General features: G+C 56.9%; 14 protein-coding genes. 2 read left to right on the forward strand and 12 right to left on the reverse strand.

The annotated features are described in order from the left end of the window. Nucleotides 1-80: 80 nt before the first annotated feature. The 8 genes from U4Y88_RS14485 to U4Y88_RS14520 all read right to left on the reverse strand — a co-directional run bounded on the left by U4Y88_RS14485 (nucleotide 81) and on the right by U4Y88_RS14520 (nucleotide 8287). Complete coding sequence (locus tag U4Y88_RS14485; protein ID WP_321784705.1) at nucleotides 81-1340, reverse strand: hypothetical protein; 1260 nt, start codon at nucleotides 1338-1340, stop codon at nucleotides 81-83. 759 nt (nucleotides 1341-2099) lie between these two features. Beyond that, nucleotides 2100-2603 (reverse strand): hypothetical protein, encoded by a 504-nt coding sequence (locus tag U4Y88_RS14490; protein WP_321784707.1) that lies wholly within the window; start codon nucleotides 2601-2603, stop codon nucleotides 2100-2102. A 314-nt stretch (nucleotides 2604-2917) separates the two neighbouring features. Then, nucleotides 2918-3436 carry a hypothetical protein gene (locus tag U4Y88_RS14495; protein WP_321784709.1) on the reverse strand — a complete coding sequence of 173 codons (519 nt, stop codon included), beginning with the start codon at nucleotides 3434-3436 and terminating at the stop codon, nucleotides 2918-2920. A 43-nt stretch (nucleotides 3437-3479) separates the two neighbouring features. After that, nucleotides 3480-3863, reverse strand: a complete 384-nt coding sequence (locus U4Y88_RS14500; protein WP_321784711.1) for a hypothetical protein — start codon at nucleotides 3861-3863, stop codon at nucleotides 3480-3482. Between the two features lie 74 nt (nucleotides 3864-3937). Next, on the reverse strand, nucleotides 3938-6742 hold the full coding sequence (locus U4Y88_RS14505; protein WP_415774448.1) for a glycoside hydrolase family protein: 2805 nt from the start codon (nucleotides 6740-6742) through the stop codon (nucleotides 3938-3940). 410 nt (nucleotides 6743-7152) lie between these two features. Further along, nucleotides 7153-7677, reverse strand: a complete 525-nt coding sequence (locus U4Y88_RS14510) for a hypothetical protein (RefSeq protein ID WP_321784715.1) — start codon at nucleotides 7675-7677, stop codon at nucleotides 7153-7155. Nucleotides 7678-7776: 99 nt separating this feature from the next. Beyond that, nucleotides 7777-7986 (reverse strand): hypothetical protein, encoded by a 210-nt coding sequence (locus U4Y88_RS14515; protein ID WP_321784717.1) that lies wholly within the window; start codon nucleotides 7984-7986, stop codon nucleotides 7777-7779. A gap of 76 nt (nucleotides 7987-8062) precedes the next feature. Continuing rightward, nucleotides 8063-8287 carry a transcriptional regulator gene (locus U4Y88_RS14520; protein WP_321784719.1) on the reverse strand — a complete coding sequence of 75 codons (225 nt, stop codon included), beginning with the start codon at nucleotides 8285-8287 and terminating at the stop codon, nucleotides 8063-8065. Nucleotides 8288-8419: 132 nt separating this feature from the next. On the opposite strand from U4Y88_RS14520, the gene U4Y88_RS14525 reads away from it, so the two are divergent. Then, nucleotides 8420-8992, forward strand: coding sequence for a hypothetical protein (locus tag U4Y88_RS14525; RefSeq protein ID WP_321784721.1), 573 nt, complete (start codon nucleotides 8420-8422; stop codon nucleotides 8990-8992). On the opposite strand, the gene U4Y88_RS14530 is transcribed toward U4Y88_RS14525, so the two are convergent. The 3 genes from U4Y88_RS14530 to U4Y88_RS14540 all read right to left on the reverse strand — a co-directional run bounded on the left by U4Y88_RS14530 (nucleotide 8986) and on the right by U4Y88_RS14540 (nucleotide 10868). Further along, on the reverse strand, nucleotides 8986-9672 hold the full coding sequence (locus U4Y88_RS14530; protein ID WP_321784723.1) for a hypothetical protein: 687 nt from the start codon (nucleotides 9670-9672) through the stop codon (nucleotides 8986-8988). The genes U4Y88_RS14525 and U4Y88_RS14530 overlap by 7 nt on opposite strands. Before the next feature lie 169 nt (nucleotides 9673-9841). Beyond that, nucleotides 9842-10426, reverse strand: coding sequence for a recombinase family protein (locus tag U4Y88_RS14535; protein WP_321784725.1), 585 nt, complete (start codon nucleotides 10424-10426; stop codon nucleotides 9842-9844). A gap of 115 nt (nucleotides 10427-10541) precedes the next feature. Further along, a complete protein-coding gene (locus U4Y88_RS14540; protein ID WP_321784727.1) occupies nucleotides 10542-10868 on the reverse strand; it encodes a hypothetical protein in 327 nt (108 codons plus the stop codon). Between the two features lie 431 nt (nucleotides 10869-11299). Here U4Y88_RS14540 and U4Y88_RS14545 point away from each other — a divergent pair, with 431 nt between their 5' ends. Beyond that, on the forward strand, nucleotides 11300-11572 hold the full coding sequence (locus U4Y88_RS14545; protein WP_321784729.1) for a hypothetical protein: 273 nt from the start codon (nucleotides 11300-11302) through the stop codon (nucleotides 11570-11572). A gap of 85 nt (nucleotides 11573-11657) precedes the next feature. Here U4Y88_RS14545 and U4Y88_RS14550 read toward each other — a convergent pair whose 3' ends face one another. After that, the gene (locus tag U4Y88_RS14550) at nucleotides 11658-12608 is read right to left on the reverse strand and encodes a toll/interleukin-1 receptor domain-containing protein (protein WP_321784731.1); all 951 of its coding nucleotides are present in this window, start codon (nucleotides 12606-12608) and stop codon (nucleotides 11658-11660) included. Nucleotides 12609-12626 lie beyond the last annotated feature (18 nt).

The following is a 12626-nucleotide window of genomic DNA, read 5'->3' on the forward strand; positions in this document are numbered from 1 at the left end:
GGGAGCTAGACAGCAGGCTACCCAGTGGACCGACTGAAGATGAGCTGAACATGGGCCACTGGACAACCTTCCAGCTCTCATCACTCCATGCTCACTGCCACAGTATTGCCGGTGTGCTGCGTGAACAGCGCCCGCATTACCTCATCCACTTGGTCTGCCTGGTCTTCCCTCACCAAGACAGCATCGTGGATTGGCAGCCCCACGATGCCCCGCGCTCGCAGCTCCAGCATCACGCCCACGATAACATCGCTCTCTGTGCGCATAGCCTCCATCCCAGAGCGGCAATAGAACCGGTCTGCAATCAGAGCATGATGCCTCTCGATGTCTTGGCAGGCCTTCGACAGCTTGACACCGGCTGGCAACGCCAAGGGGTCTAGGTCCTCCAGCCGGTTGAACCTGCGGCGCGCGTGGGTCATCGCTCCAAACACCTTCTTAATACCGGCACGGTGAAACTCGTAGCCAGGCACAGCGTAAGCATCTCCGCTAAACGGGATGCCAGCCAAGCCATAGTGAATGGACGGCCCCATCTGCTTATAGTCCAGCGTCACTGTCTCGCAACCGTCAATCAGAATGCTCTTCCGCTGTGCCTTGGTCATTCCCTGCCAGAATCCCCCGCTAAGCCTACCGCCATGCGCAAAGGTCCCGTTATTGAAACTGCGGGTCATCTTGCGGTCATCAGTAGATTTACCGGGGAAGTCGTCAGCCAGCTCAATTTCCGCCTGGGCCAGCCACGCGTTGATAGTCTTCACCTCAGCTCGAAGCGCGGCTGTCTGCTCATCATCGGCATAGGGAAACCGGGCACTCTTCCCGCGCTGCTTCTCGGCTTTCAAGATGATGACCTCTTCCGCATCATCACGGCCAAAATCGGCATGGGTTAGGTTCAGCTCAGCGGCAAGCCCAAGAAGTCGCCCGGAGGCCCTGAGGGTGGTCTGGACGTTGCAGCCGTTAAAAGGGTTGACGATGCCCATAGTGACATCCAGCAGGCCCATTTCTGGGCTCGTCAGCAGGTCCATCACATCCGGCAGGGTTCGACCCATGACCGGCGATTGATAGCGGCTTGCGTGGCCAAGAATCCGTTTTGAACGGGACACCGTCACCCAGCCCTTAGGCTGCACCAGATGGCAAAGCAGTGCCTCGCATACAAGGCATTCAACCTGGCGCTCAAAAACTTTCTGGTCATTTGGCTTACGTGCCCTGGCTCTGAGCTTCAGCGAGACTTCATATGCTTCGAGTTGCGCCACGATTGACCGCACGAGCGCCTTAAGCTGCTCACTTCGTGCTACCCGGTAGCTGTTCAGATGGCGGTCTTTCGTTGCAGACTCATCCAATACTTCATTCATAGCTTTGACTCGCGAAAAGAAAAAAGCCCCCGCCAAAGCGAGGGCCTGAGCCGTTCACATCGCCAGCTCCATATTCGTTGCTGGCGCATCGTTCCTTGATATTCATTCGAATCTGACCTAGCCTGCTGGCATCAGCAGGCATCGCATGCCCCCTCGCTCTTAGCCGCCCCCGACTCCTCACCACCGGCCAAAACAAACGTCAACGACCGGCCAACCTAATTGTCGCCCCCCACTCAGGCTTCTCCAGTGTCCCCGTGAGATGCCCCCACGACTTGCCCGTGCGGACACTGCTGATGGCAGTGCTCGATACACCAAACCGCTTAGCGAGCGCCACGCCGGTCTCATGGGAGTTCCAGATTTCCAGCACCTGGTCGCGGGTAAGAATCGACGTTCGAAACCCTCCGCTCCCTGGTTTTCGTCCGCTAGTGCCACCGCCAGATGTTCGGGCTTTCCTGGTTGGCTTCCCCTTTCCAGCCGCTTCTCTCTCAGCCTGAGCGGCTGCACTAGCCACGGCGTTCTTCTGCCGATACTTTTCCAGCAGCGCAGATGGCAGCGAGTTAGCGCCTACAGCTTTGGCTGCGATGGGTTCGTCTCTCACCTCGAAGTCAGCCCATGTCAGTTCCCGTGGCTTTGCCCGAACGGCTGGGCTGATGGGCTTCGCACGAGCATCAGTCCTCTCCCCAGCTTTCCGCGCTGCTGCCTTGGCATCCGCCAATAGGTCAGGCCCCTCCCACGGGGGAATCGGTTGATTAGATTCGCTCATGCCAGCGCCTCCAATGCAGCCTGGAGCTCCGCAGCTTTGGTCGATGCAGAGCGCTTTTCCGTGGTATCCAGACCAGCGAGATAGACGCCAGCACCGCCAAAGGCTTCAGCCAGCCAAGAGCCAAGCAGTCGCGAGACTCTCGGCGGAAGGTCCCGATACACCCGCACCGCTCTCCCGGTCTTGTGGTTGTGTGAGACCCCCACATTGATGTCAGTGAGGCGAATCACGCGGCGCACGAGCTGGAACCGGAAGGCGTCATCTGAAGGGAACCGTGCGGGCCGCTCATGCTGAAGCAGATAGAGCGCCACCACTACCTTCATGATTTCCACAGGCTCAACCGCGCCATCCAGCTTGGTGATTTCGTTGTGAGCTCGGGCCTCATTCCGGTTGTACGGCTCACCTTGGAGCATCCGCGCCTGACAGGCCCGCGAGTGGTCTGCAAGTGCCCTCCAGTTGGCCCTGAGAATTTCCCATACGCGGCTACCTTCATTCTTTCGCATGCGGCTACTTACGCGGGCCATGTAGGGCTTCAGCTCGCCAGCACTAACGCTCTCCATAAGCGGATGGCCTTGGCGGCGCTGAGCGCGTTTGTGGCGGTCACAGAGGTGCGAGAATCCCACTGCATTCAGGACGCAGCCTGAAACAGAACATAGTTTCATAGTCAGTTGAAATAGAAAAAGGAGCCCCCGTAGGGGCAGAGACAAGCAGACACGCGAAAACGAAAAGACGCTGCTTGAGTATGGATGAGAGCCCACCAGAGCCCCGCTATGGGCTCCGATGGTTCCGGCTAAGGGGCATCCCCAAGGCTGGCCTGTCAGGTCACGCCTGGCATAGCAAAACCGTATTGATTGCCGCCAGTTGCGCGCGCCTTCGCGCTCTGCAAAGAGGTATAGCCGCTGAGGGTTGACCCCGCAATCTGGAGCCCCGTGCCAATGAGGCTAGGCTGTTGGATGCTGGCATCGCGAGAGACCGCCTGGGAGTACGCACCGTTGGCCTGGTTGGCAAGCTGGCGTTGAGCTGAGGATGCATTGTTCTGCATCGCTGCAATGTCCTGGCCAGCATTGAAGTTGGCTTCGTTGGTCACGCGATCATTGCTGCCCCCGCCGTTGGTCCCTGAGTCAGCCGCTAGTGCCTGTAGGTGACCCGTTTCGACCATCGCTTGGCGAGCTCGCTCAGACATCTGCTCAGCGGCCTGCTGGGTCTCTTCGGTCTGCTGGTTTCTGATTTGACCTACCTGGTAATCGTAGGCTTGCTGAGCGGCGCTCGATTGGCGGTCTGCGGATTGCTTCTGGCCAACGTACCCGACCACTGCGCTGGCTGCGCTTGCGGTCATGCTCGCCACTGTCAGCGCGGTAAGCGTGGAGATTGATGCTGGTTCACACATTGCTTGCGAATCCAACGTGCCCCGCACGCTCCAGTAGCGTGAGCTCAGTCTGAACATCCGCACGCCCAAACCCAGCCAGCGCAAGGAACTGATCACTGATGCCGCTACGGCTCTCGAAGCCATGGAAGAGTCTTGCGGAATCTGCATCTTCCCAGCCTGGGAACCCCCAGCCCCAGCGAACACCATCAGCCTCCCCGAAGACTACAAGCGGATCAGCAGCGCGGATCAGACGGGCAAGCTCATACGGGCTCGGGACCCATGCAGATGGCTGGTCTTTGTAAATCACGCCACTGCCCTTGCTGGATTTGGAGACCACAGAAAAGAGAGGCGCAAGGGTGCCCTCAAGAGCCACTAGCGCGGCGTTACGTTCATTCATTTGATTGCCTCAGAAAGAAGAAAAGCCGCCCACCATTGCTGGCTGTGCGGCTGTGATGGGCGGGAATTGACGGGCTACTGCGCGGTGCGGTGAGCTTCCAGGAGGCCCTGAGTCCACGCTGAGATACCGTTGACCATGAGGGAGCGGAGGTTGTTACGGCGAACATCTTCACGGCGAGTCCCACCGCTGGCTTGATAAGTCACCTTCAGAGCATCGTTGAAGCCTTGCGCGTCATTCCGCGCGAGCGCTCCAATCGCCTTGTGGAACTGAGACACATCACCCACCTGATACGCAACGTCAGTGAGCGCGGCTTTTTGGTTCTTGTTAATCATTGGCCACAAGCCTGGATGGGCGGCCTCCACTGCCAGCCGTGCCCGCTCTTCATATCGCGGGGTGCTTACCTCCAGGAGCCGCGCCGCTTGCTCAGGGGTAATCTGCGTGGTGCCGTTCTTGATCCCTTCGATGGACGTAGCGGGAATCCCAGCGCGCCTGAAGTCCTCCCCGATGTTGGCCGCATTTGCGTTGAGGTTGTAGCCATAGCCAATGTTGTTTCCAGCCTTCGGGTTCGGGTCAGGGGTAGCCTTCAGTACCAACCCTTCACCCATCGCAATTAGCGAAGCTGACCAATTGGCCGAGCCAAGGAACCTGTCCGCCTGCTCAATTTGAATCTTCGAGCCCTGGCCAGCAATGCGCGAACCTGAGAGGCCAGCAAACGAAGGCGGCGCAGTGGGGAAGTTGAAGACGTTCCCGAGCGAGCCACTGAAGGCATTCGAGCGCACGTTATTGATCTGGTCTCGCGTTGGGCCATTCACCTGGTTCAATGTTGATGCCTTGGCAAGAACTTCAGCGTTGTCGATGAGGTCTTCGGCTGTAGCCGTGCCAGCGTTTAGCTTAATCTTCAGCGCGGACATAGCGGCTCGCTCTTCTGAACTCAACACCTTAGCGTAGGCATTCTGCTGCATGATTTGCGCAAAGGTCACATCATTGAAGCTGTGAACCGGAGCGCCGCTGATGAACGCTGCCAAGGTATAGCGCCCATCACCACGCCAGATGAGGCCAGGGCTCATGTCCTCCCCATACTGCTCCTGCGCCTTCTCTAGGTAGCTCTTGATAGCATCTTGCGCCGCCTCCCCAGCTTGGTTCGTGGGAACCTGGAGGTTGACCTTGTTCACCGGGTCATAGACGAAGTTGGCTTGTGCCTGCTGCTGAATCCATGCCTTAGCCTGGTCCGGCGTGGCGTTTGGGTTGCGGGTGTAGTAGCCGGTAAGCTGACCCTGTGCCCATGTTGCAAGCGGCCCTTCACTCTCCGGCGCACCGCCAAAGAATCTCCCAACTACCCAGGTTCGCTGGAGTAGTCCAGTGGTCAAGCCGGAAACCTCTTTAGCCACCTGAGCCTTCCACTGCGGGTCACTCGTGATTTCCTTCGCTGCCTTGAGGGCTTCTGGTGAGATAGACCGATAGGCATTCTGGTATGCGGTTCCGGCGTCCACACCCACCTGTATATCGCGCCGATACGAATCAAAAAGCGTTGATGCCTTGTCATTGAAATACAAGGAACGAATCTGGTCAGGTAGACCAGCGTAAAGCGCCGCCGCCAAGTTGAACTGACTGGAGGGTTGGCCTTCGCGGGGCGGGACCGCATTCACAGTGCCATCAATCAGCCCCTTCAGCTTCGTATTGGCCAAGTCGCTGCGGCCCGATTGCCCCGAGGACTGCACAATCGCTGAGAGTGCTTGCTGGACTTGTGGAACATGTGAATAGTCTCCGCTTTGGGTACTGCTAGCGGCGGCGAGAAGCGCATTCACGGCTGGCTCCTGAAGGGAATCCAAAGCGGTCTGGGCGGTTCGCTTATCCAGAGCCCACGCGGTTCCAGTGCTGATCGCGCGCATGGCCTGCTGATTCTCCTGAGCTGCATCAGCAAGGCTGGTGAGTCGGCGGTAGTACGCTGAGGCTTCACTAGCGCTGTGGAACTGATTCAGAGGCCCGATGCGGCCAACGATGTCATTGATGTCCGGGTACTTGCCTTGGCTCGCTGCATCCTCATCCGCAGTGGTCCTCTTGAAGAAGTCCGCTTGCTGCCCCTGGTTGACCCGTTGGTTCTGCTCTTCGGTGGCCTTAGCGCGCATGCGGGTTGCCTCAGTCTGAATCTTCGGATTCATCTGCTGCATCGTCAGGCCCGTGTGAGGGTCCTTGAATTGCGAGAAGAGGTCGAAGAGCTCAGGGCGACCACCAGCCTGCTGTGAGAGGTTGCTCACCTTGTCCAGCAGCATATCGGCCATCTCAGGGCGGGTCATCATGCCCATCTGGCCGCGCATCGGCTCAAGCTGGTCCTGAATCCCGGACCACATCTGGTCAAGGGGCTTCGAAGGGTCCAGCACGGAATCCGCTACGGCACTGAGGTTGCCCACAGCGGTCTCCTTGAGGCGCTGAAGCTGGACCTGTGCGAAGTCCTGGCGAACGTGGTCAGCCGTAGCCGCTACGCTCTTCGAGACCTGATCCACGATAGCCGGGTCCGAGATACCGGCTGTTTGCTGCGAGACCTGCTGATGAAGGAATTGCTCTGGGTCGAACCCATCGGTGTTCTTCTGTTGCGCGTACTGGCTAAGGATGTCCGTCTGAATCTGATTGCCAATCTTCGCGCCCACGGCATTGCGATACCCAGCAGCAAACGTATCGCTAAACGCCGGGTCAATCTTCTGGTTGTCAGGTGGTGGCGGGACCTTGATAGGACCAGCCTGCGCATCAGGAAGCCCAGCGTCACTGAGCTGGCCCTGAGCGGTGCCCTGCTTGAATGCCGCATTGGCATCCTGCTGGTTGTGCAGGTTGACGTACTGATCCAGAGCCGGATTGAATGCCTTCAGGCCCGTGATAAGGCCCATCAAGTCAGGGTCCTGGCTAGGAGCCTTGTAGGTGTCTACCGGGCGCTCTTGGGGGTTGAAGGTGGCCTGGCGTTGACCTGACGGGACTTCAGGCCGCGCTGTGATGGACTGAGGGGTGTTCGGTGGAGGCATACGGAGATGTGTGCATGGGTGAAGGGCAATGAATGGGCGCGACCAAGCCTGCCCGAGAGAGCATGGAAGCGGTGGAAAGGCGAAAGGGAATCGGGCTGAGGCAGGAACCCCACGCGCCGTATCTCGCGAGAGTCGGGGTTTAGGCGGTGCCCGTGTGCTGCTATAGCTAGGGTTATGCGGCCCCGTAGAGCGAGAGTGGGCGTTAAGCGAGTGCCCGTTACTTCGAGAGGTGGGGTTTATATGCCGAAATTCCCTAGAGACCCCGCCCAGCATGGCTTTCAAGCCGACCAAAACAAGAAGTGTAGGAAGTCGCTTTGCGGGTGACCGCTGGCTGGCAACTCAGCCTGTTTCTTCAGGTACTTCTTCGCGGTCTCCTGCTCCTGCCCTTCGCCACCCTCAGCCATCGAAGCGAGCTTGTTGACCTTCTTGGCGGTCTCGATGGTGAGACGTTGGCGTGGCGCTGGGGAGGTGCTGAGGTCAACTTCAGGGGCCGGGGGAGTCTCAGCCTGAATCTCCTGTGCCCACGCCCGGATACGTGTAGGGTGGGTTAGGTCCGATGTCCAACGGTTGGACAAAACTGAGAAGTTCTCAGCAAGCCAGATGGCGTCGGCACGAACGCGGCGGTCCATATCGAAGCCATGTTCCTTGCACCACTGATCAAACGTCTGCTTCGCGGTCTTTTCACGCTTACCCACCATCAGCGCCTCACCCACCTCCTTCCAGAGCTGGCGCTGTTCTGCTGCGGTTGCTTTGATACGGCCCCAGGCGCTTTGCTCGCAAGCTACGCGCTGGCCACGGGCCACTACGGCTGAGGTGAGGGGGAAACAAAAAAGCGCCAACCGACTACCGGAAGGCGCTTTTGCGGGTGGCTGCTGGCTGACCTAATCAGCCGCGCTGGGGTGTCATGCTGGGGAGCTAGAGACCATCCAACGGCGCAGCACCAAGGCCTCCCAGGAGCGGGCTTCGGTGTCGCGGAAGGCTTCGAACAGGCGGGGCTTACGGTTGCGCTCAACGTAGTCACGGAGCAGCAGGAATTCACGGGAACCGATACGGACCAAAGCGGAGCCGTTGGAGATTTCGAAGGCGAACAGGCGGGTGCTGATTTGGAACATGTTTAACCTTGTCAGGTGAAGTGGCTAGACGCTGAGTGCGTTGCTCACAGGTCAGACTATACATGCATTGCATGCATCATGGAAGCCTCCCAAACTCCGCATGCTCACCCAGCTTGATAAGCAACAGCTCCCACGCAGCGAGAGGCATCGTGCGCGCCATCTTGTTGTCTGCAGGAGATACCCAACCGTTCCAGGTGAATTTGGAGACATGCACGAGGTCTGCGGCCTCCTGCCTGCTGAGGCCGTGCTTCTTAATGAGCGCTGAGATTTGCTCTGCGGTGGGCTGGCTGATGTTGTTCATGGCGTTCCCATTGGTTCTCGTTGTGGAACCAAAAGTTTACGCGTAGGGGTAAACGGCTGTCATCCGAAAATGCAATTGCGTTGAATACTTACGCTACACTTTCAATCAACAAGCGTGGCGGGAGGACATATCATGTTCGACGCAAACGACGTGCTGGACGAAAACGCGAGAAGCCAGGTGGCCGTGGCAGCAGCATCGTCAATGTCGCTCATGACCATACTCAAGATGGTACTTGCGTGGTGTCTACTTCTCATCGCTATGATCGGTTTCGTCTATCTGGCCTTCAAGGCACGGGAGGGCTCGTATTGGGAGGCGCTGTGGGTGGAATTTTCGAGCGCTGTCGCTATCTTCATGCTCTCGCCCTTGGTTCTCGCGCGTACTGAGGGGAATCTAAAAAAGACTTCTGTAGCTTTAATCACGTGCTCTTTTTTTCTCGCCACCCTCGCCTTTTTTCTTCATGGTGCACTCCAGCTTCTGCTCATAAATCTCGCGGTTGGCTTGATATTGCTCCTGTTGCTTGAAGTGTTCTTCGAGAATATCCTGTTGAAAGGAATCGAGGAACGTTTCAGCGAAGAGCTAAAGGACTTGTGGTTCGAAGCTGGAGTAGCAAGCGTGACGCAGCCGCCCCCAAACAACCGGGCGGGCAGCGGTCCGCAGCCCTCAGCTACTGATACAGGGTCTCCCGGCTATATCCCCGGTCAGTAAGCAGCTGGCTTGAAGTTCTTAATGACCTTATAGCGGATAAACTGATTGGTCGCCTCCAATACCTCTAGTTGCGCGCCCTTGTACCCGATGATGGAAGACTCGGACAAGTCGTATTCCACATCGTTGTTAAAGGCAGGCCGCGCCATATTGTCTGAGAACTCACGATAACCAATGTTGATCTTGCTTCCCACTCGTCCGCTGTAGATGAGCGTCTGCTGGAACGAATCATGGCCATAAAGGGTTAGCTTCTTGTGCTCAAAGGAGGTGTCATCTCCGCACACAGCCACATTGAACACCGTGATGACGCATAAAACGCCGTCACGTTTGCGCGCCATCACGCTTTCCCAAGGGTCAGCGATAAAGGCCTTTTCAACACGCCCCGCCTCATTGCCACCGCCCGGTAAATAATATTCGCCGGAATCGTCATCCCCCTGCTTCACGTAGTAGCCCGGGTGGAGCGTATAGGCCCACCCAGCCGACGTAGTATGTTCTACGTGGATAGCCTCCGCCTCTCTATAGCGGCCTTGCTGAAGAATTGGGTCTCCCACTTGGCTGGTGTTGACGGTGCCCAGAGGTGGCTCACTAATAGCCACGCTCGCGGGATGATAATTGGCCTTCGGAACCGTGCATGCGGAAAGCATGGCGAGACAAGCGACCGCCACAATGACCTGTATTCTCATGGTTTTCTCTCGTTATGTAGCGCTACCCCGGAAGCGGCTTATGGGGCAAGAATAGCATCCATTGATTGCAGTTTGACTGCTCCTAGAAGCCCCGCTCGATGGTTCCCACAAGCAAAACAAAAGGCCGGGAATCGCTCCCCGGCCCTCGTGACAATGCATCCAATTGGCCTTACTCTGTAGCGGCCTTCTCCCGAAGCCGCATGACGGTCTGACGGCTCGTATTGAAGTTCCTGGCTAGAGCCGCTACAGCCTCTCCCTGAGCCAAGCGCTGCACCACTTCAGCTTGCTGCTCGCTGGTCAGTGCTGACGGCCTCCCGAATTGTTTCCCCTCCGTGCGAGCTCGCTGGATGCCAGCATTGGTTCGCTCAATCAGAAGGTCCCGCTCGAATTCAGCCACAGCAGAGAGAACCTGCATTGTCATCTTTCCTGCTGCGCTGGTCAGGTCAACGCCGCCAAGCGCCAGGCAGTGGACCCGCACGCCCAGCCCTGCCAAGGTGTCGATGGTTGCGCGCACATCCATGGCATTACGCCCCAGCCGGTCCAGCTTGGTCACCACTAGCACATCACCGGATTCCATACGGTCCAGCAAGCGGGCGAAGCCAGCGCGCTCAGATGCAGCTACGGAGCCGCTGATTGATTCCTCTACGATGCGCTTGGGGTCAATGGCGAAGCCAGCACGCTCAATCTCCAGCCGCTGATTCTCAGTGGACTGGTCCAGCGTGGAGACACGGCAATAGGCGAAGACACGGGACATAGCGGACACCTGTACGAAAGAGATGTCCGAATCTTAGATCATGTCCGAATAGTTTACAAGCTCACTTTCGTACAGTCATCCAAGCTCATGTACGAAAGGGAACGGTTTAGAACACTCAGTAACCGTCCATGTATGTCACGCGCCCAGGTGCGTGCTTGCCAACCCAATACTTAAGTAGGGCTCGAAGTATCTCGTTCATGAAGCGGTCATCCTCTGCGGCCTCAATCCCTACATAGCTGTTGCCCCGCTGGAATGTTTCGTAGCGCATCTGCATTGTGGGCTGACTCTGCTCAAACCCAACGGGTGACAGGTCTTCAGGCACCGTTGATAGATGGACCTGGCCGCCCGTGTCAACCCATAGAACGTGATGCCCCTGCTCGTCATCAGCACCGGCAAAGACCGCGCGAAGCTCTTCAATGGTTGGGGAGTGGTTCAAATTCACAGGCAGCTCCAGTAGATGGTGGGCTGGGAAGTATCCGCCCGATTTGATGACATGGAAAGCGGCGTTTGGCGCTGATGAGATGCGCGCGTGTGCGTCAGGGTATCGCGCTCCTGCTCGCTGGTGCTACGCGCGTTATCTGATGCGCGTTCTGAAGGTGCCCGTGCGTGGAAACGGGAGGGCCACCGGGGGGAAACTCGCGGCGGGACTTTATCAGATGGGTGCTGAGATTTTCGCCGTCAACTTTTCAGGCTGTTTGAAGGCCTCCAGCACCGCGTATGGGCCCCACTTTGGATAAACATGGCGATTGATGACAATAATCCGTCACCCAAAGCGAATAATACAGAAGGCAATTCGTAATATCATGCAGATGCCGCGCGGCTGACCTGCATGGCCAGTGCGGAACGCCAATACAACTGCTCGAAGAGACCACCGTGAAGAAGATCATCATTGCCACGCTCTGCGCCTGCGCGGGGAGCGTCTACGCCCACAGCGCCAGCTACGGCTACCAACAATCCAGCTCAGGCTATAGCAACTACGGTTCATCCACTGGGGAGCACTACGTGAACAGCTATACGCGCTCCAACGGGACGTATGTGGAAGGCCATTATCAGACAAACCCGAATGGCACCAAGGCTGACAATTGGTCCACCCAGGGGAACCAGAATCCTTACACAGGTCAGTGGGGCACGAAGTCGCCTTATTAAAGGTGCACTAGCAGCGAGCAACCAGCGGAACTCCAACAGAGACACCATCGCCGGGAGTCTCTTGTTGGAGCTGTTGAACAGCCTATTAAGACATTAAGGCACGCCTGAGACTTGGGCTGACGTTATAGATCGACGTGTCCCCGTTGAGTGAGGTTGATGCCTTCAAGTAGCCCTGCCCCTGTAGGCGTTCAATAGCGTGATCCACTAGTGGCAGTGGCCGATTCGTTGCTCGTGCAATTTCACCATTTCTAGTTAATTCTTGATTAACAATGCAAAGCCCAACCTGCTCAATTAGCGGCTTTTCGTCCTCGGCCAGTAGCGTTGAAATGCCATAACTCTTGATTCGTGAATGATAAGGCCCCGGACCCAAATGCTTCACGAGCTCCACATACCCTTGATGCTCTAGAATTTCCAAACTCTCTGAAACCATCGCGCTGTCTAGTCCATACTTTGATGCTTCGGCTACGATAATTTCTGGAGACACGTAATTTCGGCCTTCTGCGAGGTATCGCGTATACAAAATATTCAAGACGAAGCTATCACCTGGGGTTAGCCCACTGATCTTCGGTAACGCTTGATTCGTGATGTATGAAGGAGCTGAGCCAATCGGTGGTTTCGCAGTGTGTCCAAAAACGGCGTCAATGACTCGGCTAAGGCAATGATCAAAATTCGCTACATCCTTTACTGACTCCCAGACTAGCGATTTTAATGACTCGGGAACAGGGCAATTTTCCAGTACGATTGGAATTAATTTTGTACCCTTGTCGATGCGCTTAACCACGGCAGCATTAAGTTCTTCGCGAACCCATGGCTTTGCAATACTGACTGATGACAGGATGATTAATACTGCTGCAGCGTCCTTCAGGCCTTCCTCAAATATTTTATCTACGAGGCTGTCCCCAGGTAGCATTTCCCATTTATCTACCCAAGCGTCTATCCCTTTAGCACGAAGCGCAGTAGCAAACGGCATGACAAACCTGTCTTTATCTTCACTTGCGTGGCTGACAAATACCCTCGGAGCGGCGGCATTGCTCATTTCTATCCTTTTTCTGTT

It is taken from the genome of Paraburkholderia sp. J94 (assembly GCF_905220285.1).
In the GTDB taxonomy this organism is placed as follows: domain Bacteria; phylum Pseudomonadota; class Gammaproteobacteria; order Burkholderiales; family Burkholderiaceae; genus Paraburkholderia; species Paraburkholderia tropica_A.

Bases quoted from the DNA above. Each gene is read 5' to 3' on its own strand.
- U4Y88_RS14485 (WP_321784705.1), bottom strand. From the start codon at position 1,340: ATGAATGAAGTATTGGATGAGTCTGCAACGAAAGACCGCCATCTGAAC.
- U4Y88_RS14490 (WP_321784707.1), bottom strand. From the start codon at position 2,603: ATGCGAAAGAATGAAGGTAGCCGCGTATGGGAAATTCTCAGGGCCAAC.
- U4Y88_RS14495 (WP_321784709.1), bottom strand. From the start codon at position 3,436: ATGACCGCAAGCGCAGCCAGCGCAGTGGTCGGGTACGTTGGCCAGAAG.
- U4Y88_RS14500 (WP_321784711.1), bottom strand. From the start codon at position 3,863: ATGAATGAACGTAACGCCGCGCTAGTGGCTCTTGAGGGCACCCTTGCG.
- U4Y88_RS14505 (WP_415774448.1), bottom strand. From the start codon at position 6,742: ATGGGCCTTATCACGGGCCTGAAGGCATTCAATCCGGCTCTGGATCAG.
- U4Y88_RS14515 (WP_321784717.1), bottom strand. From the start codon at position 7,986: ATGTTCCAAATCAGCACCCGCCTGTTCGCCTTCGAAATCTCCAACGGC.
- U4Y88_RS14520 (WP_321784719.1), bottom strand. From the start codon at position 8,287: ATGAACAACATCAGCCAGCCCACCGCAGAGCAAATCTCAGCGCTCATT.
- U4Y88_RS14525 (WP_321784721.1), top strand. From the start codon at position 8,420: ATGTTCGACGCAAACGACGTGCTGGACGAAAACGCGAGAAGCCAGGTG.
- U4Y88_RS14530 (WP_321784723.1), bottom strand. From the start codon at position 9,672: ATGAGAATACAGGTCATTGTGGCGGTCGCTTGTCTCGCCATGCTTTCC.
- U4Y88_RS14535 (WP_321784725.1), bottom strand. From the start codon at position 10,426: ATGTCCCGTGTCTTCGCCTATTGCCGTGTCTCCACGCTGGACCAGTCC.
- U4Y88_RS14550 (WP_321784731.1), bottom strand. From the start codon at position 12,608: ATGAGCAATGCCGCCGCTCCGAGGGTATTTGTCAGCCACGCAAGTGAA.